Below are 24,329 nucleotides of genomic sequence, written 5' to 3'. Positions count from 1 at the left end.
CCCACCGGAAGCCATGACCGCACCGTTCCTCGCCGCGGTGGCCCAGGCCGAAACCCTCATCGCCGGGGCGGAATTCGTCCGCAGCGACCTCGACCTGGCCGAGGGCTACGACTATCTGGCCGCCAGTACCGCGGCGTGCCTGCGTCTTTCCGGCGTCCACGGCACCTCGCATCCCTGTTTCGTCTCCTCCACCGGGCCTTACGCCAAGATGGGCCTGGACAACCCCGACACCCTCTACTACCACGCCAACATCGAGCCCACGGCCGAGTACGTCGTGCGTGGCGTACGTGGCAGTACCGTCGACCTCAGTTTCCAGGTACTCAAAGGCGACTACACCGCCACCGACGTGCCGGGTGGCGCCGACGCGTTCGACGACCGGCGGATTCCGATCGCCCCGGACGGCAGCTTCTCGATCCGGTTCGGTCCGCCGAAACCGGATGCCCCCGAGGACTATTTCCCGCTGGGCGCTGGTGCGTCCATGCTGGCGGTGCGCGAGGTCTACAGCGACTGGACCGAGCGTAAGGGCTCGATCCGGATCGAGCGGGTCGACACCATCGGGACCGCCCCGGCGGAACCGGACCTCGCGCGCCTGCGCAAACGGTACCGGGCGGCCGGGAACATGCTGCTGACCAGGGTGCACACCTGGTTCAACTTCCCGAAGTGGTTCTATCTGGACCTGCCGGTGAACACCCTCACCGCGCCCCGCCTGACTCCGGGCGGGCTCAGCACCCAGTACTCCTCGGTCGGGCATTTCGATCTCGCCGACGATCAGGCGCTGGTGATCACCGTCCCGAAATCCGATGCGCCGTATCAGGGTTTCCAGCTGGGCAGCCTCTGGTACATCTCGCTGGACTACGTCAACCACCAGACGAGCCTCAACCACACACAGGCACAGGTGGACCCGGACGGGATGATCCGCATGGTGGTCAGCAGACGCGATCCCGGCATCACGAACTGGATCGAGACGACCGGGCGCACCCGCGGGATCCTGCAGTTCCGGTGGCAGCGCACCGACCGGCCGATGACCGCGGCCGACGGGCCCACCGCGGAACTGGTGGCCTTCGACGAGGTGGGCGAGCACCTTCGCCACTACGAACACAACCGGATCGACGCCGCCGGATGGCGTGACCGGATCGCCGCCCGGCAGCGGGCATTCGCAGAGAGGATGCTCGGATGAGCGGGGCACTGCTGGACGGAAAAGTTGTCGTGGTCTCCGGAGTCGGCCCCGGCTTGGGTCGATCGATCTGCCTGGCGGCAGCGGCCGCGGGCGCGACGGTGGTACTGGCCGCGCGCACCGAATCACGGTTGCACGAAGTCGCGGCCGAGATCGAGGCGGTGGGTGGTGTCACGCTGAGCGTGCCCACCGATATCACCGACGACGCAGCGGTCGGCAATCTCGTGACGCGGACCGTCGAAACCTTCGGCCGGGTCGACGCCCTGGTGAACAACGCCTTCTCCGTGCCGTCGATGAAGCCGCTGGAACGCACCGATTTCGACCACATCCGGGCCGGTGTCGACCTCACCGTGCTGGGCGGTTTGCGGGTGACCCAGGCCTTCACCCCCGCCCTCACCGATTCCGCGGGTGCTGTGGTGATGATCAATTCGGCGGTCGTGCGCCACAGCGAACCCCGGTACGGCAGTTACAAACTCACCAAGGCGGCACTGCTGGCCATGTCACAGACGCTGGCCACCGAGCTCGGCGGCAAGGGGGTCCGGGTGAACAGTGTGCTGCCCGGATACATCTGGAGCGATCAGCTGAAGTGGTACTTCGGGGAGATCGCGAAGAAATACGGCATCACCGCCGACCAGGTGTACGAGCAGACCGCCGCCAGGTCCGACCTGAAGCGCCTGCCCGAACCCGACGAGATCGCCCGTGCCGTGGTGTTTCTCGCTTCCCCGTGGTCGAGCGCGATCACCGGCCAGACCCTCGACGTCAACTGCGGCGAATACCACAACTGAGCAGGAGCTTTCCCCGATGATCCGCACCGATGTCGGCACCGTCGCCGACCTGCACGCCTCGGCCACCAAACTCACCGGCCTCACCGATTTCGGGCCCGACGACTACACCGAAGCCCTCCAGGTGTTGCTCGACTCCTATCGCGAAGAAGCCGGGCTCACCGAGCTCGGCTCCAAGATGTCGCGATTCTTCCTGCGCGGCGCGCTGATCGCTCGGGCCCTCAGCGAAGCGGCGTGGGCGGCCAACCCGGAGTACAGCGAAACTCCCGTCACCCGACCGATTTTCGTGACCGGACTGCCCCGCACCGGCACCACCGCCCTGCACCGTCTGCTGGCGGCCGACCCCGCCAACCAGGGCCTCGAGATGTGGCTCACCGACTTCCCGCAACCCCGCCCGCCACAGGAGAGTTGGCCGGACAACCCCGCCTACCAGCAGATCGACGCGGGCCTGCGCCAACACCAGGTGCGCAACCCCGAATTCATGGGCCTGCACTACATGAGCGCCGCCGACGTGGAGGAATGCTGGCAGTTGCTCCGGCAGTCGCTCGTCTCGCGCTCCTACGAATGTTTGGCCTACCTGCCCACCTATTCGCGGTGGCTCGCCGACCAGGACTGGACCCCGGCCTACGCCCGTCACCGCCGCAACCTGCAGCTGATCGGCATGAACGACGCGCGCCGCTGGGTCCTCAAGAACCCCAGCCACCTCTTCTGCCTCGATGCCCTGCTCGCCGTCTACCCCGATGCGGTGGTCATCCAGACCCACCGCGACCCGGCCACGGTGATCCCCTCGGTCTGCAGCCTCAACGAGCACGCCACCCGCGGCTGGTCCACTGTCTTCACCGGCGAAACCATCGGCCGCACCCAACTCGACCTGTGGTCGCGTGGTCTCACCGAGTTCGCCGCATCCCGAGCCCGCCATCCCGAAGCCACCTTCCTCGACGTCGACTTCGACGACCTGCGTACCGATCCCCTGCGTGTAGTCGAACGCATCTACTCCCACATCGGCACCGACCTGACCCCCGAAGCCCGCACCGCCATCACCGCCCTCGACACCGAAAGCCGCACCGGCGCGCGCAAACCCACCCACCAGTACGCCCTCGCCGACTACGGCCTGACCGAGGAGATGGTTGCCGACCGCTTCCGAGCCTGACACCCGGAGTCGATCCCGGCCGTTTCGACAACGGCCCGATCCATCCCGCTGCCGACGACGAATGAGGTGCAGGCGGGTCGGCACGGTGCAACCAACACCCATTCACTCCCCATGAAGCCGACCCGCCTGCTCTGCCCCGACCCGAGTGCGGGGGCGGTCATGCCACCGAAGATCAGCGCGCGAACCCGGGCGGCCACCTCGTGCACTCCTCGAGGGCAGGCGACCCCACCGGCTCGACGTGCGATAATGACACCAGGACGCAGTGGACGAGCATGCGGAGGCTGAGGATGACGGTGGAGATGGCGCCGAGCCCGCGCGGGCGACCGATCACCGTCGCCGAGTTCGATGCTCTGCCGACCGACACCAGCCAACGCTACGAGATCGAGAACGGACTCTTGCTCGTGAACGCTCGCCCGGCGCCACCGCACAGTCGCGCGATCAAGCGATTGCTCATGCAGTTGGACAGCCAACTTCCGGAACAGTGGGAGGCGTTCGCGGAAATCGAGGCCGAGCTCAACGGCCGATCCCCCCGTCGTGTGCCGGACGTGGTGGTCGGACCCGCCGACATCGACGACCAACTTCGAATTCGCAGCGATCAGATCGCGCTCGCCGTCGAGGTCGCGTCCTCCGGCGAGTCCGCGGTCCGTGACTACTCCATCAAGGCAGGCGAGTACGCCGCAAATCGCATCGCCCACTACTGGGTGATCGACCTCATCGACATCGAATCGGTCGGCCTCACGATCTACACCCTCGACGACACCGGCGGCTACCGAATCACGCCGCGCGCCACCGGCACGGTGCACATGAGCGAACCATTCCCACTCACCATAGACCTGAGCGCCCTCACCGGCCGGCGCACCACCTGATCACACCGACCAACCCGGCCGCCGACAGTCGAGTCACTGGCCGACCCCGACCCCGTACCCGCTGGCCAGCGCACCGAGATCGGTCTCGTAACCCTGGCCTACCACGCGCAAGCGCCAGTCTTCGCCACGCAAATACAGTTCCGCCAGCAGCAGCGTACGTTCCACGGTTGCGGCATCGAGCGTGGAACGCACCGCGGCACTGGATTCTGTGCCGGAGGCGAAGTCCAGTTCGATCGCGCCGACGGCGCCAAAGGTGAGACCGGCGCCGTCGACAGCGGCGGCGAAGACGATGCGGGTGCAATGCTCGGGCAGGTCATCGAGGACCACTGTGATCGACTGCTCGTTCGGGCCGTCCTCGGAAAGCGCGGCGCCCTGCGCTGTTGGCTGGTTGTAGAACACGAAGTCGCCGGAGTCATCGACTTGCTCGTCGCCGTCCAGCAGGAACGCGACGAGATCAACGGTCGGTGCGCTGTGTTGGCTCCAGGTTGCCCGCAGGGTCCACGTGGTGCCGCCATCGGCAATCGGTAGGTCGATCACCTGCCCCCGCGACAACACCGTCGGCTCCGCAGGGCTCCCAACTCGGCCTCGTTCCGCTTTCGCTGCGGGCGTGCTCGCGCCCTGATCCAGCAGCTCTGGTCCGTGCACCGCCCGTGCCAGTTCGCGAGCCTTCTTCGCGCGGCGGTCGGATTCGCCACCTGTCAGCACGAGCACATCAGTCACCGACGCCGAGAGGTTGACCGCCGCCGAACCGCCGAGTTCGACGACCCGCGAGCGCGCCGCCGAAGCTTGGCCGTGGACTCCGCCCAGCACCAGAACTCGCCGCCCGGCCAGCGGCCCCGACACCGCCGCGGTGGGTGGCACAGCTCGCCGTGGCGCCGGGCCCTTGGACACCGCAGACTCTTTCGGATTTCCGGGTTCGACGGCCTCGAGCAGCGCAACGAACCGCGCCTCGTCGATCACGGGTGTACCCAACTCGAAGGCCTTGCGTGCCTTGCTCGTACCCGCCACCACGCTATTGGTGACCAGCACACTGGTCCGATTGCTGACCATGCTGGTGATTTCCAGTCCCGCAGCCTCGGCACGCGCGACCAGTACGTCCCGTTCGAGACGAGTTTCGCCGGTCAGCGCCACCTTCATCCCCTGCCGAAGGGAGCCCGCCGCCGAGAGCTTCCCCGGGTAGGCGAAGCGGCACGGCTGCTTCGGGACACGTCGTTCGACAGGCCATTTGGATTGTGTCGGCCTGGCCGACTCGGGTGAGCAGTCGAGCAGGGGTGGTGTGATGCCGAGATGGGCCGCATCGGCGACCAACGCCCGAAGAACATTCGCGAGTACACGGGTGTCGTCGAGAGCATCGTGCGCTTTCTGTTGCGGTACCCCGTAATACGTCGCAAGGGTGCTCAGCTTGTAGTCCGGGGTCGGCAGGGCGATGCGGCGGGCCAGTGCCAACGTGCACAGCCTGGATCCCCCAGCTCGGGTGAACTCCTGGAGCAAGAACCCGTAGTCGAACAACGCATTGTGCGCCACCATCACCCGGCCGTCCAGCATCGTCGTGAGTTGGTCGCGTACCTGGCCGAACTGGGGCGAACCTCGCAGCACCTCCGCGGTGAGCCCGTGGATGTGCACTGGGCCCGGATCACACCCCGGGTCGACCAGGGTGTGGAACTCCCGCGTCACCCGACCGATGCCGTCCAGTGTCACCGCAGCGACGGACAGCACTCGATGTTGGTGCGGCCGTAGCCCGGAAGTCTCGACATCCACCACGGTGAACGCACCGAACCCGGCTGTTTGCTGCTGCTCATCGACCTGTGTTGTCATCGCCTGCATGAGCATCGCATCGCTCGCCGGGCCCGAAACGTTGCACTCCAATGCTCAGTGACGCGCGAATTGCGTTACGCGACTTCGGCGACCGAGTCCGGGCACGCCATCTCCGTGTCGTCGGCACCAACGCTCGGGTGACAAGCCGGGCGCCTCCATAGCTTCGCTGAAGGGGATCACTTCTCGCCCATCGCGACCTGGTACAGGTCCGTGAGGGCGTCGTCGATGGGGTGTGGCTTCGGCTTGCCATCGGCGCCCATCTCGTTCCAGCGCACGAGGTTCAGCGCGACCGACAGCTGACGTGTGCCGTCGGCGCTGGTCAGCGACAGCGCTTGGGCACCGAAGACGCTTCCGTCGTGGCCCCAGAAGACTTCGCCGCCCGGCGACCGCACCTTGTGCAGGCCGAGGCCGTACTCGATCTGTGTGCCGTCCAGGGCGATCACCGGCACGGTGCGCTGCATCTGCGCCAACGACTCGGGGCTCACGATCTGCCCGTCGAGCAGCATGCGGTAGAAGCGGTTCAGGTCGGACATGGTCGAGACGAGGCCGGCGCCGGCCATTGCCCAGGACATGTTGTAGACGCTGTAGTCGCGCGGCGGATCGAGTACTCCGAACAGCGCCTCGTACATGCGCGGGTGCGGAGCTGACAGGGTCGGCTCGGTCGGGAACGCGGTGTGCTCGAGTCCGGCGCGCTCGATCACGTTCTCGGTGACATAGGTTTCGAACGCTGTTCCGGTCACCTGCTCGAGCAGTTGGGCCAGCAGCAGATAGTTGGTGTTGGAGTACACGCCGGGAGTCGATCCGGGCTCCCCGGTGGCGGGTGCGCTGACGCCCATTTCGATCAACTCGATCGGGTCGAACTGGGTGAACCGGTGCTCGTCCAAGCTCTGCGACGACAAGTGCGCGCCGCCGAAAAAGGCGGCGAGGGAAGGGAACGAGTACGGCAGGTGCTCGGCCAGCCCGCTGGTGTTGTTGAGCAGCATCCGAACCGTGATCTCGGTGCCACGCGCGCCAGGGACCAGGTGCGGCAGGTACGTACCGATCGACGTGTCGAGCCCGATCCGTCCCTGCTCGACCTGCTGCATGATCGCGGCCGCGACGAATGTCTTGGTGATGCTGCCGATTCGGTGCACCATGTCGGGCCCGATGGGCTCGCCGGAGTCGACGTCGGCAACCCCGGCCGCGCCGTTCCACACCCGGTCGTCCTGACGTACCTCGAGGTACGCACCGATCATCCCCGCGTCGTGGACGGCGTCGAGCGCGGATCGCAGGGCAACCGGGTCCAGTTCCGAACCTGTTCGCGCAGCCTCGGTTTCGCTGGACGCCGGTTGCACCGTGCACGCGCCCAAGGTCAGCGTGGCCACGCCGATCAGTATTGCCAGTGGAATCTTCACGATCTCTGTCCTCCCGTGGCCGGCCGCGGTAGTTCCGGGCGGCGCACCGCTACCGTGACAGGCGCGGCCCACCGGGCGCTTTCGGAATCGTGTGGTGCCCAGGTCTCACTGCGGGACGCGGGCAGCAACAGTTCCGGCGCTGACATCCCGTGCGCCGACGGCCAGGGTGAGCACACCTGCCGCGCCCAGGGCCACCGCGGTGGCGGCGACCAGACCGGACCAACCGAACCAGCCGATCGCCGCAGCCCCGAACGCGGTACCCAGACTGCCTCCGACGAAGTAGACAGACATGTAGGCCCCGTTGAAGCGGGCCGGTGCGGACGGGTCGATCGCCAGAATCGTGCTCTGGTTGGCGACTTGCGCCGCGAACAGTCCGGCGTCGAAGAGACCGAGACAGATCAGTGTCACCGCGAGGTTCGACAGAGCGTGCGCCGAGACCGCCACCGAAACCAGGGCGAGGGCGAGCCCGACCAGGATCACCTTCTTCGGTCCGACCCGATCGGTCCAGCTGCCGGCGATCCGCGTCGCGACGACACCGGCCAACCCGGCGCAGGCGTACAGACCGATCCGGTCGGGGGAATACGAGTACGGGGGCTGCGACAGCGCCACCGCGAGACCCGCCCAGAGCGCGCAGAACGCGAAGAACCACAGCGCTCCACGCGCCGACGCCCAGCGCAGCACCGCGAACCGGGTGAAGAGCCCGGGAATCCCACGCACCGTATCCAGATACCCGGCATCGGTTCGTCCGCGGATCGCCGGTAGCACGGACAACGACATCACCGCCGCCGCGATACAGGGCACCACGAAGACCACGAGCGTCGCACGCCAACCGATCATCTCGGTGAGCCAGCCACCGACGATGCGGCCCCCGAGGATTCCAGCCGATATCCCCGCGGTCACGATCCCCAGGACGGTGGCCTGCCGGCGCGGTCCGGCGAACCGCCCTGCCACCGAGCTCAATTGGGCACCGACGGCCGATCCGGCCCCTACGACCGCGATCACCAGTGCCAGTACCCACGGCGAATTCGCGACCGCCCCGGCAGCCGAGGCCAGTGCCAGTACCAGAAATTGCGCCGCCACCACGGTCCGTGGCGCGAACAGGTCCACCAGGGGTACCAGCAACACCAGCCCCGCCAGGTAGCCGATGGGCCCGCAGGCCAGCGCGGTGCCGATCACCGCCGCCGAGGTGTCCAGCGAAGCGGCGACCTCGGCGACAGCCGGGTGCAGCAGATAGACACTCGCGGTGGCGAATGCGGCCGCCACCGCCATGAACCACACGACCGACACCGGCAGTACCGCGCTCGGAACCTCCGGGATGCGCTCAGTTTCCATTGCACTGACGTTAGAAATTCCGGGGTGGCGCGTCCGGCGGGAAACGGACAACACCGTCCGCTCGGCCGGCGAGGTGCCGCGGCACGGTTTCAGCCCGCGGGCCAACCACCGTTGCGTTTGCTCTGGTCTATCTTGTCGTCACCGGCGAGGTGTTCGATGCCGAGTTTCTCGGCGAACAGATGACGTTGGGTGATCCAGCCGAGTACCGAGAGCCCGATCCAGGCCAGGGTCGCGGTGACTTGTTGCCAGCCGGGTTCGGGGTCGCGCAGAAAGCTCAGCGAATCGCTCATGCGGCCGAGGCCGCTGAGGACCATGCTCGCGCCGCCGATCGAGGTCAACCACAGCAGGGCGCGGGCGCGGAACTTCTGGGCGAGAAAGGCGCCTGCCACGCAGACCGCCAGCGCCACGATCATGCTCAGTGCCCAGTTCTTGTCGCCGGGCTGCAGGACCATCGCCAGTTTGGTGCCGATCATCGCGCCGGTGAGACCACCGATGAAATAGGACGCGAAGCGAAAGATCAGTGAGGTCACCACCCAGGCCGAGACGGCGCCGATCAGGGCGATCAGCAGCAGCCACCAGAACGAGGCGTTGAACAGGTCGGCGATCAGCCAGCCCAGGCCGAAGCCGATCGCCATGATGCCCAGGTGCACCGAACGGATTCCGTAGAAGCACAACAGCGCGCCGACCACCGCGACGATGATGCCGTTCATCAGTACTCCTTATTCTCGGTCGAACATGATCACGAAGGGGTGGGCGGGTATTCGGGCAGGTCGGCGGCGGCCGCGGCCACCGTGGGATATATGCCGATCCGGGCGTCACCGGTCTGGGCCGAGCCGAGTTCGTCGCCGAACTGGGCGACCGAGCGCGCGATCCGGAAGTCGATCCGTTCGCGCGCGAGCGCGGTGCGCAGATCGAGGAGCATGGCGGCGGCGGTGACATCGAGCGAGGGGGAGGTTTCCGCGTCGAGCACGACCAGCCGGGTCGCGTCCGTGCACAGGCTCTTGATGTGTTGCTCGACGTAGTCGGCGTTGGCGAAGAACAGTCCGGCCTCGACGCGCACCACGAGCAGGTCGGGGCGGGCCCGCGCCGCCGGGTGGCGAACCCGGTCGACCCAGACGGGACCTTGTTCGCCGAGCGCGGCGATGTGCGGCTGGGAAGTGCGGTAGACCAGCAGCAGCATGGCGACACCGATGCCGATGAGCAGGCCGGGCAGGGTGTCGAACAACAGCACACCGAGCAGTGCGGCGAGGGCGCCGAGGAAGTCGGCGCGCGCCGCACGACCGTAGATACTGCCCAGCAACTGGGTCCACACCCCGTACAACCGGCGCAGCGCGGTGAAGTCGACGAGTTCGATCACGGCGGCGATCACCACTGCGGCCAGCGTCGCCTCGGGCAGCTGCTCGAACAGGCCGGTGAGAAACAGCAGGGTGAGCACGGTGAGCGCGGCCACGACCAGGCCGCTGAGCTGGGTTCTGGCGCCCGCCCCACCGTTGACGGCGGTTTTGGACAGGCTGCCGTTGACCACCATGCCCGAGCTGAGCCCGGAACCGAGGTTCGCCGCCCCCAATCCGATCAGTTCCCGGTTGGGGTCGATCGAATAGTTCGCTTTGGCCGCATAGGTCTTCGCCGCGCCCAAGCCTTCGGCGAAACCGATCAGCACCACGGCGACGGCGGGTCCGAGCAGGTCGAGGTAATCGTGCGGGTCGAGCCCGGACGGCAGGCCGAGTGCGGGCAGTCCCGCATCGATGTGGCCGACGATGGCCACCCCTTCATCGTCGAGACCGAACAGCTGCACCGCGGCGATACCGAAGAACACTGCCAGCAGCGCGCCGGGAACGAACGGCAACCAGCGCCGCATCGCCAGCACCAAGGCCAGGCTGAGCAGACCGACAGTGGTTGTGCGCCAATTCATTTCACCGAGGTTCGCGAGCACGCCCCACGCCTGTCCGAAGAAATTGCCCTCGTGCCCGTCCACGCCGAGCAGTTCGGGTACCTGGCCGATGATGATGACGAGCGCGAGCCCGACGATGAACCCCTTGAGCACGGGCTCGGAGATGAAAGCGGCGATGAACCCGAGCCGGATCAGGCCGGCGAGCAGTCCCACGAGGCCGGTGGCGATGGCCAGTGCCGCGGTCAACGCGATGTAGCGGCCGCTGTCACCGCCGGCCAGTGGTGCGATGATCGCCGCGGACAAGGCCGCGGTGGCCGACATCGGGCCGACCACCAGGTGGCGGGAACTCCCGGCGAGGGCATAGAGCACAAGTGCGGGTACCGCGGCGTACAGGCCGACGACGGGCGGTACGCCGGCGATCGAGGCATAGGCCAGCGCTTCGGGCACCAGCACCGCCCACACGGTGAGTCCGGCGATCACATCGGGCCGCACCCAGCCACGCTGGTAGCCGCGCAGTGATTCGAAGACCGGCACCGCCATCGCCATTCCTTCCTACAGCCCGCCGATCCCCTTGCCGACGACCACGGCCCCCATCACCGCGAGCACGATCGCCATCACCGCGTGGTTGTTGGCATGCAACCATTCCCGCAGACTGTTCAGGCTCGGGCGCAGCCGGTCGGCGGCGACGCGGTAGCCGATCACCACCGCGAGCACCGGTATCGACGCGAGCAGGGTGAACACCACGATCGCGGCGGCCGCCTCGCCCGCTCCCAGTCCGGCCGAACCGATCGCCAGACCGGCCGAGATGCCCAGCAGCAGGTTCTTCGGATTCACCACCGACAGCAGTGCACCGAGCCCGGTCGCCTTGCCCGGGGTGAGGGTGTCGATGGCCTCCATCCAGCCGGGCACCGCGGTATCCGAGCGTGCCCGCCACTGCCGCACCGCCAGCACCACCAGGGCCACGCCGAGCGCGATCTTGATCCACGACGACGCCGCCGAGGGTTCGCTGTCGCCGGGGTCGTCCAGCGAACCGGCGATCAACGTGATCGCCGTGGCGACGAGCACGATGCCCGCGACCCAGCCCACCGCGAAGCCCGTCGCGGCGCCACCGGCGTTCTTGGACAGAATCATCAGAATCGCTGCCATGATCGGAATCGGCGAGATCGCCACACCGACAGCCAGCGGAAGCAGATCACCGATTACCGAGCCCATGCCATGAAGTCAAACGCTCGCCGGCGCCGGGCGCCTCACACTTTCCGGATGAGATCGTCGGATGCGGGCCCGCGATTCACCCGGTTCGGGTGAGGCGCACCCGTCCGGTTCGGCGCATCATTCGGCCATGGGCTCAACACCAGATCTGGGACCGGTCGATTTCCTCGTGCTCACCTTTCCCGGCACCGCGGTCGACGCGACGATCACCGAAGCGCTGGCCGAAGTCGTCGGCAAAGGTTTGGTGACGTTGCTCGACCTGGTAGTGCTGTCGAAGGACACCGACGGGGCGGTGACCGCACGCGAAATCGACGACGATCTCGAGCAGATCGGTCTGACGGGCCTCACGGCCGCCGATATCGACCTGGTCAGCGACGCCGACCTCGACGTGGTGCGGGCGTCGATGGAACCGGGGACGCTGGCGGTGGTGCTGGTCTTCGAGCAGACCTGGGCCACCGAGCTGGCTGCGGCCGTGCGCGTTGCAGACGGCGAACTGGCCCTGCATGTTCAGGTGCCACGCGAGGCTGTCGACGCCGCGGTGGCCGCGGCGTCCACGTCGTAGGAGAGGATCCACATGCCACTTCGGAGAGGTCGCATCGGGCGGCCGGGACTGCTCGGCACGGTGGCGCGCACCGCGGTCATCTCGGGTACAGCGACAGCCACGTCCAATGCCGTCAACAACCGAGGCCGCAGGCGCGCGGCCGAGCAGCAGGCCTACGCCGAACAACAGGCACCCGTGTACGCTCCACCACCGCCACCGCCCGCCCCCTCGGGTGGGGTCGATGTGGTGGCCGAGTTGACGAAGCTGAGCGAACTGCATCAGGCCGGTGCGCTCTCGGACGCGGAATTCGCCGCCGCGAAAACGAAACTGCTCAGCTGACTTCGGCAAACACCTCGCCCCCGGCATCGTGTCGGGGGCGAGGTGTTGTGGCTGTCAGGCGAGGGCTTTGGCCTTCAGTTGCTGGAATTCCGTGTCGGTGATGGTCCCGGCGTCGAGCAGTTTCTTCGCCTCGGCGATCTGGGCGGCGGAGTTGGTGCCGGCGGTCTGCTTGATGTAGTCGTCGGCCTGGGTACGGGCCTGCTGTTCGGCCTCCGCGGTCCGGTGCGCCATCCCGCTACCACGGAATATCAGATACAGCAGGCCGGTGATCAGCGGGAACAGGATCAGGCACAGCACCCACACCGCCTTGATCCAGCCCGAGGTCTGCCGGTCGCGGAACAGATCGGTGATGATCATGAACATCAGCATCAGGTAAGCGATGAAGGCGAAACTGACAATGATGAGCCAGATGATGTCCCAGAACTCCATGATTGGTTCCTCGCTTCCGTGATGTGTGCGCACCGGTCGGCGCGCACGGTGGTGCGTGTGTGGTCAGGGACGTGGTTGCAGCCGGGCCCCGACGTTGTGGACGATGACGACGCTCGGATTCCACGGCACCAGTTCGTCGACCCGGCGCTGCAACTGCTCCACCGGTGGTAGTTCCTGCGGGCCGAGCACCGAGACCGTCGCGGTGTTGCCCTGCAGGGTGACATCGGTGACCTGGGCGCCCGGCTCCTCGCGCAGCCAGTCGCGGGCAGCGTCGGAGATCTGGCCGGCCCACAGGGTCGACAGCGAATTGACCACCATGGGCACGGCCACCAGCACCAGAGCCGCGCCGAGCACGAGGTAGGCGCGACCACGGCGGGCAGTGGCGGCATCGGCGTCGGTGGCATAGCCGGCGATCAGCAGCACCGCCGTCACCATGATGATCATGGCCAGCACGTTCGAGGCGAACAGCACGAACGCCCCCAGCGCCAGCGCGGGTGCCTGCGAGCCGAGGCAGACTCCCACCACACCCAGCGGGGGTACCAAGGAGATCGCGATCGCAACGCCCGGCAGCACGTCACCGACATCGCGCCGGGTGATCGCTACCGCCGCGACCAGCCCGGTGGCCAACGCGGCGGTCAGGTCCATCAGCTTCGGCGAGGTGCGGCCGACAACTTGTGCGTTCGACAACACGTGGACCGGATTCGGCAGCAACTGAGCGAACAGAAACCCCAGCGCGACGACCACCACGACGCCCGCCCCCACCAGCAGCAGGCTGCGGCCGACCAGTGCGCCGCGCCCGGTCGCCACGCCCAACGCGATGCCGAGAATCGGGATCGACAACGGCGCCACGATCATCGCGCCGATCACCGTGGCGGTGGAATCACCGATGACACCGGAGATCGCGATGACCGCCGACATCACGAGCATGACCCAGAACGCCGACCGCTTCGCCGTGACCTGGCCGACCGACAGATCCAGCTTGTCGGTCAGTTCGTCCAGTGTTCGGCGCTGCTCGGTCGGCACCAGAAATCCCAGCATCGCGGTCCTTTCGCTGAACCCGGCCGATCAGGGGGTGACGACCGGGAACCGCGGATCCGGTGTTTCGATCAGTCCGAGCAGCGTTTTGAGCACCTCCGGATCGCCTTCCATGGCGACGCCGTCGAATCCCTGCCCGCCCAACCCGCCGAGCAACTGTGCTTTGGTGAGCGTCATGGCGAGGTCGGCGTCGCCGAACAGCGGCGCGGTGTCGGTGCGGGTGCGGTGCGTGAGCGCCCCGTTGGACATGGTCAGCCGCACCACCGCAGCGGTGTCGGTCATGTTCAGGTCGATGGCGAAATCCTGCTCGGCGGCCCGCATTCCGTCGATCCTGATCGCGATCGAGTCGATGATCATGTCGATCGTCAGGGCCGCCATCATCTCCGGGTCGGTGGTGTCGAGACTCACCTGGGTCGGCCCGTTGCGCAATTCGCTCGCACCGACGAGGAAGAAGTTGCGCCAGGTGCCGTTCTCGCTGCCGTAGCCGAGCTCGTCATAGACCTGCGCCAACGCTTCACGAGCTGCGGCGTTGCCGGGTTCGGCGAAGACCGCGTGATTGAGCAGGGTCGCGGCGAAGCGCCAATCCCCTTGTGCAGCATATTCACTGCCCTTGGCGATCAGTGCCTCGACACCGCCGTAGTCGGCCGCGTAACGCTTGGCCTGCTCCACCTCGGTGTGCTCCCACAGGTGTGCCGGATTGCCGTCGAACCACCCGAGATAGCGCTGGTAGATGGCCTTGACGTTGTGGCTCAACGATCCGTAATAGCCACGGTTGGCCCACAGACCGTCCAGCACCGGCGGGAAGGTGATCGTCTCGGCGATCTCGGGACCGTTGAGTCCCTCGTTGACCATGCGCAGCGTCTGGTCGTGCATGTAGGCGTACATATCGCGTTGACCGGCCAGCCAGGAGGTCCAGTTGCCGGTGCCCCAGGTGGGCCAATGATGTGATGCGAAGGCGACGTCGGCCTGGTCGGCGAACATCCCGATCGCCTCGTCGAGGTAGCTCGCCCAGACGCGCGAATCACGGACGACAGCTCCGCGCAAGGTGAGCACATTGTGCATGTTGTGGGTGGCGTTCTCGGCCATGCACAGTGCTCGCCGGTCGGGGAACAGGAAGTTCATCTCCGCCGGGGCCTCGGTGCCCGGGGTGAGCTGGAAGACGATGCGCACACCGTCGACCACTTCCTCCTGACCCGTGCTGATGATGTCGACCGTCGGCGGGATCAGGGTGATCTTGCCGGTGGAAGTGGTCATGCCCAGACCACAACCGATCTGGCCGTCGGGCGCCTTGTCCAGGCCGGTGCCGTACATGAAGATCGCACGCCGGGTCATCGCGTTGCCCGCGTAGACGTTCTCGCTCACCGCGTGCTCGAGGAAACCTTCGGGAGCGATGATCGGCACCTCGGGGTGGCCCTCGGGCACGACCCCGCGCGCCCCACCGAAATGATCGGCGTGCGAGTGGGTGTAGATCATCCCGGTCACCGGCCGGTCACCGCGATGCTCGCGATACAACGCCAGTGCCGCCGCGGCGGTCTCGGCCGAGATCAGCGGGTCGATGACGATCACACCCGTGTCGCCCTCGATGATCGTCATGTTCGACAGGTCGAAGTTGCGGACCTGGTAGATGCCCTCGGTGACCTCGAAAAGGCCCTGGATGTCGCAGAGCCGGCTCTGCCGCCACAGACTCGGGTTCGCCGTGGGCGGGCATTCGCCGTCGAGGAAGTCGTAGGCGCCGATGTCCCACACCACACGTCCGTCCGCCGCCTTGATCACCGGCGGATCGAGCTTGGCCACCAACCCCCGAGTCGCGTTGTCGAAGTCGGTCGTGTCGCCGAAATCCAGATGCGTGCTCATGGTCCACCTTGTCGTCTCGAGAGATCGTCGTCCGGTGCTGCCGCCGCGTACGGAAGGGGGCGCTACCGGTGATGCTAGGAAGCTGTTGGCCCGTGGGAATCACCCGTTGCGGGTGAACTTCACCCAGAACGGGCGATCCGCGCCGTCCCCGGCCGTCCCTATCGTCGACTGGCAGGTCTCGGTCCTTCGGTACAAGGAGCTGTTATGCGGGCATCGACCTCAGCGACCACGGCTCCGGCCGGCGGCTGGTCGATTCCCCGCGGCCTGGTCGTGCTGCTGTCGCTGGCCGCCGTGATCGTCACCGTGGCCGGGATGGCAGCGTTCTCCGGGGTCATCGGCCCGACGTTCCTGGCCCTGATCCTGACCGTGGCGGTACAGCCGGTCCAGGATTGGGCGCGCCGGCGCGGGTGGCCCGCGTGGTCGGGCATGCTGATCGCGTTCGGTGCGGTACTGCTGATCCTGGTCGCGCTCGTCGGCGCGCTGACACTGTCGGTGGCGCAATTGGCTTCGCAACTGCCCCAGTACACCGACCGGCTCGACAATCTGCTCGATCATGCGCGCGGCTGGCTCGACGCCGCCGGGATCAGCAGTGAGCAGATCCAGAAACTGTTGCACAGCATCGACGTCGGCAAGGTGGTCGAACTGCTCAACGACCTGCTCGGCGGGGTGGTCGGGGTGTTCTCGAACCTGTTCTTCCTCGTCGCGCTGCTGCTGTTCATGGCCGTGGACGGCATGAGCATCCGCGAGCGGATGGCTGTGGTCGCGGCCGAGCGTCCCGCCATCGCGCGGGCGCTGACCGATTTCACCTACGGCACCCGCAAATATCTGGTTGTCTCCACAGTGTTCGGCGCGATCGTCGCGGTGATCGACGGCGGCGCGCTGTGGCTGCTAGGGGTTCCGCTGCCGCTGCTGTGGGCGTTGCTGTCGTTCATCACCAACTACATCCCCAACATCGGGTTCATCATCGGCGTGATCCCGCCCGCGCTGCTGGCGCTGCTCGACAGCGGTCCGGTGCTGATGGTGTGGGTGATCGTCATCTACAGCGTGATCAATTTCGTGATCCAGTCGATCATCCAACCGAAATTCGTCGGCGACGCCGTCGGATTGAGCGTCACGATCACTTTCCTGTCGCTGGTCTTCTGGTCCTGGGTCCTCGGCGGGCTCGGTGCCGTGCTGGCGGTACCGCTCACTCTGCTCGTGAAGGCACTGCTGCTCGACATCGACCCCTCGACGCGGTGGGCCGATGTGCTGATCGGCGCCCCGCTGCCAGCGAAACGCAGTGTCCCAGAAGACGAGGACACCTCATGAACGGAGTACGCGAGCTCGCCGGTCCGCAATCCGGGTGGTCAGTGCGGCATTCGGGTGCCGGGCGACCCGGATGTGCCACGCGGAGTCAGTTCGATGATCGGGATGGTTCGGCCCGCTTCGCTCGCCTCGCGGCGGTAAGGGACATAGGCCGGGAAGACCCTGTCGGCGATGGTCCAGAGCCGTCGGCAGTCATGGCGTTACGTCGCCGCGTTCCCGTCCTGGCTCCCTCGGTTTCCAGCACCGCGGTCGGGATGATCAACGTTGTCGCCAGGCGCCGCGCGTGAGCCGCAGGAGCAACGGATCAAGCTTCCATGCGATGTGCCGAGAACGAATCTCGGCCAGCGGCCGGCTGCCAACGCCGAGTAGGCCCGTACGAACCAATTGGGCTTGCTGGTCACATCGACCGGCGTCGAGCGCAAAGTGCGCGCTCCGGTCGTTCTCGTGACGAAGAGCTTCATGGTGTCCCCCGCTCCGGATTTATCTACTACAGCACATAGTAGTCAAATTCGGTCTGCACGTACATATCCTGTGCCGCAACGATTCCGCCCCCGGGTGATCAATGCAGAACGGGTCGGCACAGGCGATGCCCGGTACGTGCGCGCGGTGAGCCGACGAGCGTGCCGGGCCACATCGTTGCAGTGTGGCCCGGCACGCAGCGGGGATCAGTGCTGGTGGTGACGCACGACCGGCCAGTCGATATCAGTGTCGACAGCCTTGTTCAGGTAGTTGGTGAACACATTGAGGGCGACACCGGCGATCACCTCGGTGATCTCACCATCGGTCAAACCAGCGGCCGTGGCAGCCTTCACGTCGGCCTCGTCGACGCCCCCGCGAGTGCGCACCACCGCCGTCGCGAAAGTGAGCACCGCCTCGGCCTTCGGATCGGCCGACCGACCGTGGCGAGCACCCTCGATCTCCTCGGTGTCGAGCTTGGCGATGTTGGCGCCGATGTAGCTGTGTGCCGACAGGCAGTAGTCGCAACCGTTCTCCTCGGCCACGAGCAACGCGATCCGCTCCCTGGTGGCGGCGGTCAACGCGCCACCCGCCAGCGCACCGGAGAAGGCGAGGTACGCCTCGAGAACGGCGGGGCTGTTGACCATCGCCCTGGTCATGTTCGGGGTGACGCCGAGGGCCTGCTGCACACCTGCGAGCAGGTCGGCGGTCTTGCCGGTGGCAGTGTCGGACTGGATGAGCGGCAAACGGGACATGGGGAAACCTGTTCTGTGAGAGAGATCTTCGGGTGATGAGCGGCCACAGATTTTCTAACCGGTCATACACATATGAACAGTTACAGGCGAATGGTTGATTCCCGCTTGACGAACTTTTTTCGAACTCAACTCCCCCGCGTGGATTCCACCGCACCCGCGGCGGTGTCGTCGGCTCGATCATCGGCCCGCGACCCGCCGGATCGGGTCGGGTCGTCGACCCGGATGACGAGCAGGCCCGCCAGGACGACGGCCGCGATCACCGCGGCGAGCAGATATCCCCCAGTGATCGACGTGGCAGCCATGAGCGGTCCGAACACCAGCGGCGACCCGAACTGACCGGTGAACATCGCGGTGCCCGACAGGGCGGTCGCCTGGCCGCGCCGCTGCGGGGGTGGCGTTTCCCCGATGAGCACGGTGATCACGGGCAACAACAGCCCGTTACCGACTCCGAACAGCGCGGAAGCGATGAAGACCGGCACCGGGTGGGCGACCGATCCCAGGATCGCGAAGGCGGCGACCCAGCAGCACGCGGTACATCGAAGCAGTGCTGAGAATCCGAAATATGTTCGGATGCGGGCATATCCGAGCCCGACCCCGATCGAGGCGATGGCCTGCACCACCATGAACATCGACACGAAGATCGGCGCCGCGATCCCCAACTGCGCCAGCCGTTGCGGCAGGAACACGGCCAGGCTGTACATCATCAGCCCGGTGGTGACCATCAACCCGTACCACACCAGCAACCGCGGGTACCGGCGCAACAGCTCCGGCACCGAACCCTGAGGGCCCGAACTACTCTGGGCGACATCGGTTCTGGGCATGAGGACCAACGTGGCGACCCCGAGCGGGATACCGACGAGATAGATGGCGAAGGTCGCGTGCCAACTGATCCCGCCCAGTACACCGGCCAGCAGCGGCCAGATCAGCCCGCCGGCAGTGGTGGCGGTGGTGCGCCAGCCCATCAGCTGGTCGCGCCTGCTCCCGGTTGCCATGGTGAGCATCGCGACGGTCGTTGCGCTGAACACCGTGGCCGCACCGACACCGAGGAGCAGTCGGCTCGCGATCAACATCGGATACGAGGCGATCAGCAGGCCGGCGCCACCGGCCGTCCCGTACAGCAGCAGCCCTGCCGCCAAGGGTGCCCGCACACCCCACCGGTCGATCGCCCGCCCGATCAACGGGCTGACCACCGCGATCGCGAAGCCGTGCGCGGTGATGATGAATCCCGCTGCCGTGCCGCTGATTCCGAGATCGCCACGGATCACCTCGAGCACCGGCATCACGATCGCGCCCGCCATCACCCCCAACGTGGAAGCCGACAGCATGATCACCAGCTCCGCGCGCTCCCGCATCGCCACTCCCCTCCGAAACTGCCACTGAGTGCCAAATTACAACAAGGGGCACAATTGAGGGAAGGGGTGTCATCGACTGGTTAAGGTGAAACCGTGAGCGAACAAGCGCGCGAGGGTGCTGTGCAGGTGGTGTCACTGCGCGAACGCAAGAAGCAGCGGACCCGGCAGCAACTGGGCGAGATCGCGCTGCGGTTGTTCACCGAGCACGGTTTCGACGCGGTCACTCTCGACCGGATCGTGGCCGAGGCCGAGGTATCCAAACGCACCTTCTTCCGCTACTACACCGCCAAAGAAGATGTGGCGCTGGCCGCCGAAGCCGAACTCTGGGACGCCTACGTCGACACGTTCACCAGCCACCACAGTCCATCGGAGGTCACGGTCCTGCAGACGCTGCAGGCGACCATGACCGCCACGATCACCGGCCGCAATGCCGATTGGGAACGCCGTTTCCTCGCCACCCGCCGCCTGATCGCCCACCACACCGCACTGCGCCACCACAGCAACGCCCTGTCCTTGGCCGCCCACGAACGCCTGGTGGGCGCACTCGAAGAGCGCACCGGCGCCGACGGCCGCGCCGATGTGCGGATCCGGCTGCTGCCGGAGCTGGCGATGGCCGCCTGGCGATGCGGTGCCAAGAACTGGGTGCGCGCCGAACGCCATTCGGCCCGGCGCGGCGCCGGCGCACGCGACTCCCTCATCGGCCACGTGGCCGAAGCCTTCAGCGCCTTGCCCGGCACGTTGACATTGACAACCGGGCAGATCACCGACGTCACCGCCGGTCGCCCGATCGAATCGCGGTCGTGATCACGGCCGAGCTGTGTGGACGCCGATCATGCACTGTCACGGTGCGCGGGCAGCGCCGGGGCGATCGCCGCTACCCCGACCATAGCCGCCGCGATCAGCCAGAAGGCCCGGCCGTAGCCTTCAGCCGCGCCCACCGTTGCCGTCGCCGTGATCAGTGCCGCCAAGCCGAGGGCCGCGCCGACCTGTTTGGTGGAATTCATCAGTCCCGAAGCGGCACCCGCGTCGCCGGTGGGCACCCCGGCGGTGACAGCGGCGGTGATCGGAGTGTTCAGCAGGCCCGCTCCCACACTGAAGATGACGGCGGGGCCCAAGATCCCGGTGAGGTAGTCGCTGTCCGTGCCGAGCTGAGCCTGCCATCCGAAACCCGCCGCGGCCAGCAGGGCACCGGTCGAGATGAGGACTCGTCCGTCGACCAGCCGCATCAGCCGTGGCGTGACCCGGGTGCCGACGGCGATGGTGATCAGCGTGTGCGGCAGGAACGCCAACCCGGTCTGTAGCGGGGTGTAGCCGAGCACGTGTTGCATCGACAGTGTCAGGAAGAACCACATCGGATTCAGGCAGGCACCGGCGAGCAACATCGCCACGTTGCCGACCGCTACCGACCTGATGCGCAACAGCGACAGCGGAATCAGCGGCATTCGCGCGTATCGCGCCTCCACCGCGACGAACGTCATCAGCAATCCGGTCCCGGTCGTGATCGCCGCCAGGGTCACGAGCGCCGACCAGCCACGAGTAGCGGCTTCGCCGACGCCGTAGGCGAGCGCGGCCAGCCCGGACGTCGCCAGCAACGCCCCGGGAACATCGAGTCGCGCGGGCGGGCCCTTCGTCGCATCGGGAGCCAGGATCCACACGGCCAGGATCAGCCCCAGGACGCCGACCGGGACATTGATCAGCAAGGTGGCACGCCATGTCAGGAACTCGGTGAGCACTCCCCCGAGCAGGTTGCCCGCGGTGCCGCCCGCGAGGCCGATCGCGGTCCACAGCGCCAGGGCCTTCGTCCGCCGCGGGCCCACGCTGAAACTGGTGGTCAGGATCGTCAGCGTGGCCGGAGCCAACACTGCCGCGCCGACGCCCTGGCCGGCACGGGCAGCGATGAGCCAGCCCGGGGCGGTCGCGAGCCCGCCTACCAGGCTGGCGACGGTGAACAGCGCCAGCCCGATGAGGAAGACACGTTTGTGACCGTAGAGATCGGCCAGGCGACCACCGACCAGCAGCAGACCCGCGAACACGAGGGCATAGGCGTTGACGACCCAGCCCAGGCCCGTGCCGGTGAAGCCAAGGGCTGCCCCCATGGACGGCAACGCCACGTTCACCACCGAGACGTCGAGCACCACCATGAATTGCGCCGCACAGACCACCGCGAGCAGTGCAGTCGCGCGCACGGGCGCTGCCACCGCGGTCTCTCCGGTCTCGGGCCGCCGCACAGCTCACCTCCGAATCCGGATACGTTCGTATCCGATACATGTGTATCATCACTGAGGTATTGACGTCGAGAGAGGAACGAACGTGCCCAGAACGGTCGACCACGTCCAGCGACGCACGGATATCGCCGAGGCGGTCGTTCAGGTCGCAATCCGCGACGGCCTCCACGGGGTCACGATTCGCGCGGTCGCCGCCGAGGTCGGCTCATCGCTGCGATTCGTGCAGTACTACTTCCCCACCAAAGCCGATCTGCTGATCGGCACCTTGCATCATCTGGAGCGACTCAGCCACCACCGCTGGGAGCAACGCCTCAGCGCGCTGCCCGACCCGCCGCCTGCCCGCGCGTTCATCGAGGCGTTCTGCGCCGAGGCCCTGCCCACCGACGAGGCCAGCCGCGCCTTCCAGCTGATCGGCACGTCGTACGCGGTGCTGGCCATGACCGATCCCGGCATCGCGCACCATCCGTTCATCGCAGGTATAGATCGGCTGGAACAGCAGCTCGCACAGGCACTCTCGCACGCGCGCGCCAACGGCGAACTCGCGGACGACGTCGACATCGCCACCGAAGCGACGCGGGTCGTCATGCTCACCCACGGCCTCGGCACGAGCTTGCTCATCGGTCAGCACTCCACCGCTACCGCCCATGCGGTTCTCGAGTACCACCTGACCCAGCTCTTCGGCCCCGCGGCGAGCCGAGAGCAATAGCAGGTCGTCGTCGCGACATTGCCCGCCGGTGGCGCTGTCCACGTGCCGGCGAAGGATGTCGCGCTGCGGGCCGCCACATTGGCGGAAGTCTCCTGCGCGCGGCGGCCGACGCACGCTGGTACAGCGGGCATCGGTGATCAGGGGGCGGTCGAGGATGCTTCGGCGTCGAGACGGGTGGTCAGCAGTTCGGTGAGTTCTTCGGCGTAGCCGAGCTGGCGTCGCAGGTTCTCGCAGCTGGCTTCGGCCTTGCCGCGCAGCACATCCAGGGCCGCACCGGCTTGCCGGCGGGCATCCGGGTTCGTCGAGCCGGCCAGCACATCGAGCGCGTCGAGGAGTTCCTTCATCTCGGCGAGGGTGAAGCCCAGCGGCTTCATCCGGCGGATCACCAGCAGCCGTTGCACGTCGGCCTCGGTGTAGAGCCGGAAGCCGCCCGCCGACCGTGCAGAAGGGGCGACCAGGCCGACGTCGTGGTAGTGGCGAACGGTCCGGATCGACAGATCGGTTCGCGCGGCGACCTCACCGATCTGCAGGTGCTGATCATCCATGTTCGACCTCCATAGCTCGGGCCGTTCACCCGCTGCGGCTCCCGGTGGTCCCGCCTGCAGTCTTCGCTGTCAACAAGGAATTCACTCTAACCTCCGCACCGGATTCCACGAGCTGAACCCGCCTCTGGGATGCTCCGTAGACGAGGGCCGGGAAGGCGATCAGCCCTGAGTCGCCGCCGGGCTCCGCGCATGGAGAAACGCGGTGAATTCTTCGGCGTAGTCGAGTTGACGGCGCAGCTTTTCGCAGCTGGCCGTCGCGGTCGTATGACATTCGCGCACGACCGCAGCCGCTTGCGCGCGAACCTCGGGCGCACCGGCCGGATCGTCGAGGACGTCGAGCGCTTCGAGCAGTTCGCGCATCTGCTCCAAGGTGAATCCCAGCGGCTTCATACGGCGGATCACCAGCAGGCGTTCGACGTCGGCCTCGGTGTAGAGGCGGAAACCGCCCGCGCTGCGTGCCGACGGAGTCACCAAACCGACCTCGTCGTAGTGCCGGATCGTCTTGATCGACAGTTCGGTTCGTTCGGCCACCTGACCGATCTGCAGGTGCGCGCGGGCGTCGTCGACCATGTCAGTGCCCACCCGCCAAGTACCCACTGAGCCGCACGTGGCGCTGCTCGGAAGCTTCGTTGAGTCCGACGATCTCCACGTTCTTGCCCTTGGACTCGTACTTGGTGGTGATCGCGTCCAGCGTCGCCACGGTCGAGGCGTCCCAGATCTGGGCACCGGACATGTCGATCACGACATTGCGCGGGTCGTCCACATAGTCGAACTGGTAGATCAGGTCGTTGCTCGAGGCGAAGAACAGCTCACCGCGCACCTTGTAGACCCTGGTGTCGACGTCACCGTCGTGATCGATATCAGCGTCACCGATCTTCTCGACCTCGGTGAAGTGCGCGACACGATGCGCGAAGGCGACCATCGCCGTCAGCACACCCGCGATCACACCATAGGCGAGGTTGTGACTGGCCACGGTGACTACCACAGTGACGAGCATGACGAGGGTCTCGGCGATCGGCATGCGCCGCAAAGTCTTCGGCGCGATCGAGTGCCAGTCCATGGTCCCTACCGAGACCATGATCATCACCGCGACCAGCGCAGCCATCGGGATCAACGCGACCACGTCACCGAGCCCGACGACGAGGATGAGCAGGAACACACCGGCCAGGAACGT

24 protein-coding genes are annotated in these 24,329 nt (G+C 66.8%); 9 read left to right on the top strand and 15 right to left on the bottom strand.

The window, feature by feature from the left end; all coding sequences use genetic code 11:
- The first annotated feature begins 13 nt into the window (after positions 1–13).
- The 4 genes from ACFO5K_RS03930 (at position 14) to ACFO5K_RS03915 (ending at position 3,972) form a co-directional block, all read left to right on the top strand.
- A complete protein-coding gene (locus ACFO5K_RS03930; protein WP_378556674.1) occupies positions 14–1,177 on the top strand; it encodes a hypothetical protein in 1,164 nt (387 codons plus the stop codon).
- Positions 1,174–1,959, top strand: coding sequence for an SDR family oxidoreductase (locus ACFO5K_RS03925; RefSeq protein ID WP_378555819.1), 786 nt, complete (start codon positions 1,174–1,176; stop codon positions 1,957–1,959). Before ACFO5K_RS03930 ends, ACFO5K_RS03925 begins: the two co-directional genes overlap by 4 nt.
- 16 nt (positions 1,960–1,975) lie before the next feature.
- On the top strand, positions 1,976–3,106 hold the full coding sequence (locus ACFO5K_RS03920; RefSeq protein WP_378555817.1) for a sulfotransferase family protein: 1,131 nt from the start codon (positions 1,976–1,978) through the stop codon (positions 3,104–3,106).
- 287 nt (positions 3,107–3,393) lie between these two features.
- Positions 3,394–3,972: a Uma2 family endonuclease gene (locus ACFO5K_RS03915; protein ID WP_378555815.1), complete on the top strand. Its 579-nt coding sequence runs from the start codon at positions 3,394–3,396 to the stop codon at positions 3,970–3,972.
- Positions 3,973–4,005: 33 nt separating this feature from the next.
- On the opposite strand, the gene ACFO5K_RS03910 is transcribed toward ACFO5K_RS03915, so the two are convergent.
- From ACFO5K_RS03910 to ACFO5K_RS03885, 6 genes are all read right to left on the bottom strand, one after another.
- The gene (locus ACFO5K_RS03910) at positions 4,006–5,787 is read right to left on the bottom strand and encodes an exonuclease domain-containing protein (RefSeq protein WP_378555813.1); all 1,782 of its coding nucleotides are present in this window, start codon (positions 5,785–5,787) and stop codon (positions 4,006–4,008) included.
- Positions 5,788–5,963: 176 nt separating this feature from the next.
- A complete protein-coding gene (locus ACFO5K_RS03905) occupies positions 5,964–7,181 on the bottom strand; it encodes a serine hydrolase domain-containing protein (RefSeq protein ID WP_378555811.1) in 1,218 nt (405 codons plus the stop codon).
- Positions 7,182–7,286: 105 nt separating this feature from the next.
- Positions 7,287–8,513: an MFS transporter gene (locus ACFO5K_RS03900; RefSeq protein WP_378555809.1), complete on the bottom strand. Its 1,227-nt coding sequence runs from the start codon at positions 8,511–8,513 to the stop codon at positions 7,287–7,289.
- Between the two features lie 89 nt (positions 8,514–8,602).
- Positions 8,603–9,223 (bottom strand): DUF4203 domain-containing protein, encoded by a 621-nt coding sequence (locus ACFO5K_RS03895; RefSeq protein WP_378555807.1) that lies wholly within the window; start codon positions 9,221–9,223, stop codon positions 8,603–8,605.
- Between the two features lie 29 nt (positions 9,224–9,252).
- On the bottom strand, positions 9,253–10,944 hold the full coding sequence (locus ACFO5K_RS03890; RefSeq protein ID WP_378555805.1) for a SulP family inorganic anion transporter: 1,692 nt from the start codon (positions 10,942–10,944) through the stop codon (positions 9,253–9,255).
- Between the two features lie 12 nt (positions 10,945–10,956).
- A complete protein-coding gene (locus ACFO5K_RS03885; protein WP_378555803.1) occupies positions 10,957–11,616 on the bottom strand; it encodes a GAP family protein in 660 nt (219 codons plus the stop codon).
- A 127-nt stretch (positions 11,617–11,743) separates the two neighbouring features.
- On the opposite strand from ACFO5K_RS03885, the gene ACFO5K_RS03880 reads away from it, so the two are divergent.
- Positions 11,744–12,175, top strand: a complete 432-nt coding sequence (locus ACFO5K_RS03880; RefSeq protein WP_378555801.1) for a DUF6325 family protein — start codon at positions 11,744–11,746, stop codon at positions 12,173–12,175.
- 12 nt (positions 12,176–12,187) lie between these two features.
- Positions 12,188–12,493 (top strand): SHOCT domain-containing protein, encoded by a 306-nt coding sequence (locus ACFO5K_RS03875; protein ID WP_378555799.1) that lies wholly within the window; start codon positions 12,188–12,190, stop codon positions 12,491–12,493.
- A 54-nt stretch (positions 12,494–12,547) separates the two neighbouring features.
- Here ACFO5K_RS03875 and ACFO5K_RS03870 read toward each other — a convergent pair whose 3' ends face one another.
- The 3 genes from ACFO5K_RS03870 to ACFO5K_RS03860 form a co-directional block, all read right to left on the bottom strand.
- Positions 12,548–12,922 (bottom strand): SHOCT domain-containing protein, encoded by a 375-nt coding sequence (locus tag ACFO5K_RS03870; RefSeq protein WP_378555797.1) that lies wholly within the window; start codon positions 12,920–12,922, stop codon positions 12,548–12,550.
- A gap of 63 nt (positions 12,923–12,985) precedes the next feature.
- A complete protein-coding gene (locus ACFO5K_RS03865) occupies positions 12,986–13,960 on the bottom strand; it encodes a DUF389 domain-containing protein (protein ID WP_378555795.1) in 975 nt (324 codons plus the stop codon).
- A gap of 27 nt (positions 13,961–13,987) precedes the next feature.
- Positions 13,988–15,811, bottom strand: a complete 1,824-nt coding sequence (locus ACFO5K_RS03860) for an alkyl/aryl-sulfatase (RefSeq protein WP_378555793.1) — start codon at positions 15,809–15,811, stop codon at positions 13,988–13,990.
- Positions 15,812–16,015: 204 nt separating this feature from the next.
- On the opposite strand from ACFO5K_RS03860, the gene ACFO5K_RS03855 reads away from it, so the two are divergent.
- The gene (locus ACFO5K_RS03855; RefSeq protein ID WP_378555791.1) at positions 16,016–17,119 is read left to right on the top strand and encodes an AI-2E family transporter; all 1,104 of its coding nucleotides are present in this window, start codon (positions 16,016–16,018) and stop codon (positions 17,117–17,119) included.
- A gap of 662 nt (positions 17,120–17,781) precedes the next feature.
- Here the strand turns inward: ACFO5K_RS03855 and ACFO5K_RS03850 are convergent.
- A complete protein-coding gene (locus ACFO5K_RS03850; protein WP_378555789.1) occupies positions 17,782–18,327 on the bottom strand; it encodes a carboxymuconolactone decarboxylase family protein in 546 nt (181 codons plus the stop codon).
- 125 nt (positions 18,328–18,452) lie between these two features.
- Positions 18,453–19,679: an MFS transporter gene (locus tag ACFO5K_RS03845; RefSeq protein WP_378555787.1), complete on the bottom strand. Its 1,227-nt coding sequence runs from the start codon at positions 19,677–19,679 to the stop codon at positions 18,453–18,455.
- A 93-nt stretch (positions 19,680–19,772) separates the two neighbouring features.
- Here ACFO5K_RS03845 and ACFO5K_RS03840 point away from each other — a divergent pair, with 93 nt between their 5' ends.
- The gene (locus tag ACFO5K_RS03840) at positions 19,773–20,483 is read left to right on the top strand and encodes a TetR family transcriptional regulator (protein ID WP_378555785.1); all 711 of its coding nucleotides are present in this window, start codon (positions 19,773–19,775) and stop codon (positions 20,481–20,483) included.
- 26 nt (positions 20,484–20,509) lie between these two features.
- Here the strand turns inward: ACFO5K_RS03840 and ACFO5K_RS03835 are convergent, their stop codons facing one another.
- Entirely contained in the window at positions 20,510–21,865 is a 1,356-nt protein-coding gene (locus ACFO5K_RS03835) for an MFS transporter (protein WP_378555783.1), read from the bottom strand.
- A 124-nt stretch (positions 21,866–21,989) separates the two neighbouring features.
- On the opposite strand from ACFO5K_RS03835, the gene ACFO5K_RS03830 reads away from it, so the two are divergent.
- Positions 21,990–22,610 carry a TetR/AcrR family transcriptional regulator gene (locus ACFO5K_RS03830; RefSeq protein ID WP_378555781.1) on the top strand — a complete coding sequence of 207 codons (621 nt, stop codon included), beginning with the start codon at positions 21,990–21,992 and terminating at the stop codon, positions 22,608–22,610.
- Positions 22,611–22,747: 137 nt separating this feature from the next.
- Here ACFO5K_RS03830 and ACFO5K_RS03825 read toward each other — a convergent pair whose 3' ends face one another.
- The 3 genes from ACFO5K_RS03825 to ACFO5K_RS03815 form a co-directional block, all read right to left on the bottom strand.
- Positions 22,748–23,155, bottom strand: a complete 408-nt coding sequence (locus ACFO5K_RS03825; RefSeq protein ID WP_378555779.1) for a MerR family transcriptional regulator — start codon at positions 23,153–23,155, stop codon at positions 22,748–22,750.
- A gap of 159 nt (positions 23,156–23,314) precedes the next feature.
- Positions 23,315–23,725 carry a MerR family transcriptional regulator gene (locus ACFO5K_RS03820; RefSeq protein ID WP_378556671.1) on the bottom strand — a complete coding sequence of 137 codons (411 nt, stop codon included), beginning with the start codon at positions 23,723–23,725 and terminating at the stop codon, positions 23,315–23,317.
- A 1-nt stretch (position 23,726) separates the two neighbouring features.
- Positions 23,727–24,329: STAS domain-containing protein (locus tag ACFO5K_RS03815; RefSeq protein WP_378555777.1), on the bottom strand; the 603-nt coding region annotated here is incomplete at its 5' end.

Source organism: Nocardia halotolerans (assembly GCF_042650145.1).
Classification (GTDB): Bacteria; Actinomycetota; Actinomycetes; order Mycobacteriales; family Mycobacteriaceae; genus Nocardia; species Nocardia halotolerans.
Note: the sequence above shows the minus strand (reverse complement) of the source record. Positions and strands in the feature narration are given on the sequence as shown.

Excerpts from the sequence above, each read along its gene's own strand:
- ACFO5K_RS03915 (WP_378555815.1), top strand. The coding sequence starts at position 3,394 with ATGACGGTGGAGATGGCGCCGAGCCCGCGCGGGCGACCGATCACCGTC.
- ACFO5K_RS03860 (WP_378555793.1), bottom strand. The coding sequence starts at position 15,811 with ATGAGCACGCATCTGGATTTCGGCGACACGACCGACTTCGACAACGCG.
- ACFO5K_RS03845 (WP_378555787.1), bottom strand. The coding sequence starts at position 19,679 with ATGCGGGAGCGCGCGGAGCTGGTGATCATGCTGTCGGCTTCCACGTTG.
- ACFO5K_RS03895 (WP_378555807.1), bottom strand. The coding sequence starts at position 9,223 with ATGAACGGCATCATCGTCGCGGTGGTCGGCGCGCTGTTGTGCTTCTAC.
- ACFO5K_RS03875 (WP_378555799.1), top strand. The coding sequence starts at position 12,188 with ATGCCACTTCGGAGAGGTCGCATCGGGCGGCCGGGACTGCTCGGCACG.
- ACFO5K_RS03870 (WP_378555797.1), bottom strand. The coding sequence starts at position 12,922 with ATGGAGTTCTGGGACATCATCTGGCTCATCATTGTCAGTTTCGCCTTC.
- ACFO5K_RS03930 (WP_378556674.1), top strand. The coding sequence starts at position 14 with ATGACCGCACCGTTCCTCGCCGCGGTGGCCCAGGCCGAAACCCTCATC.
- ACFO5K_RS03925 (WP_378555819.1), top strand. The coding sequence starts at position 1,174 with ATGAGCGGGGCACTGCTGGACGGAAAAGTTGTCGTGGTCTCCGGAGTC.
- ACFO5K_RS03850 (WP_378555789.1), bottom strand. The coding sequence starts at position 18,327 with ATGTCCCGTTTGCCGCTCATCCAGTCCGACACTGCCACCGGCAAGACC.
- ACFO5K_RS03910 (WP_378555813.1), bottom strand. The coding sequence starts at position 5,787 with ATGACAACACAGGTCGATGAGCAGCAGCAAACAGCCGGGTTCGGTGCG.
- ACFO5K_RS03885 (WP_378555803.1), bottom strand. The coding sequence starts at position 11,616 with ATGGGCTCGGTAATCGGTGATCTGCTTCCGCTGGCTGTCGGTGTGGCG.
- ACFO5K_RS03900 (WP_378555809.1), bottom strand. The coding sequence starts at position 8,513 with ATGGAAACTGAGCGCATCCCGGAGGTTCCGAGCGCGGTACTGCCGGTG.
- ACFO5K_RS03920 (WP_378555817.1), top strand. The coding sequence starts at position 1,976 with ATGATCCGCACCGATGTCGGCACCGTCGCCGACCTGCACGCCTCGGCC.
- ACFO5K_RS03855 (WP_378555791.1), top strand. The coding sequence starts at position 16,016 with ATGCGGGCATCGACCTCAGCGACCACGGCTCCGGCCGGCGGCTGGTCG.
- ACFO5K_RS03880 (WP_378555801.1), top strand. The coding sequence starts at position 11,744 with ATGGGCTCAACACCAGATCTGGGACCGGTCGATTTCCTCGTGCTCACC.
- ACFO5K_RS03865 (WP_378555795.1), bottom strand. The coding sequence starts at position 13,960 with ATGCTGGGATTTCTGGTGCCGACCGAGCAGCGCCGAACACTGGACGAA.
- ACFO5K_RS03820 (WP_378556671.1), bottom strand. The coding sequence starts at position 23,725 with ATGGTCGACGACGCCCGCGCGCACCTGCAGATCGGTCAGGTGGCCGAA.
- ACFO5K_RS03890 (WP_378555805.1), bottom strand. The coding sequence starts at position 10,944 with ATGGCGGTGCCGGTCTTCGAATCACTGCGCGGCTACCAGCGTGGCTGG.
- ACFO5K_RS03825 (WP_378555779.1), bottom strand. The coding sequence starts at position 23,155 with ATGGATGATCAGCACCTGCAGATCGGTGAGGTCGCCGCGCGAACCGAT.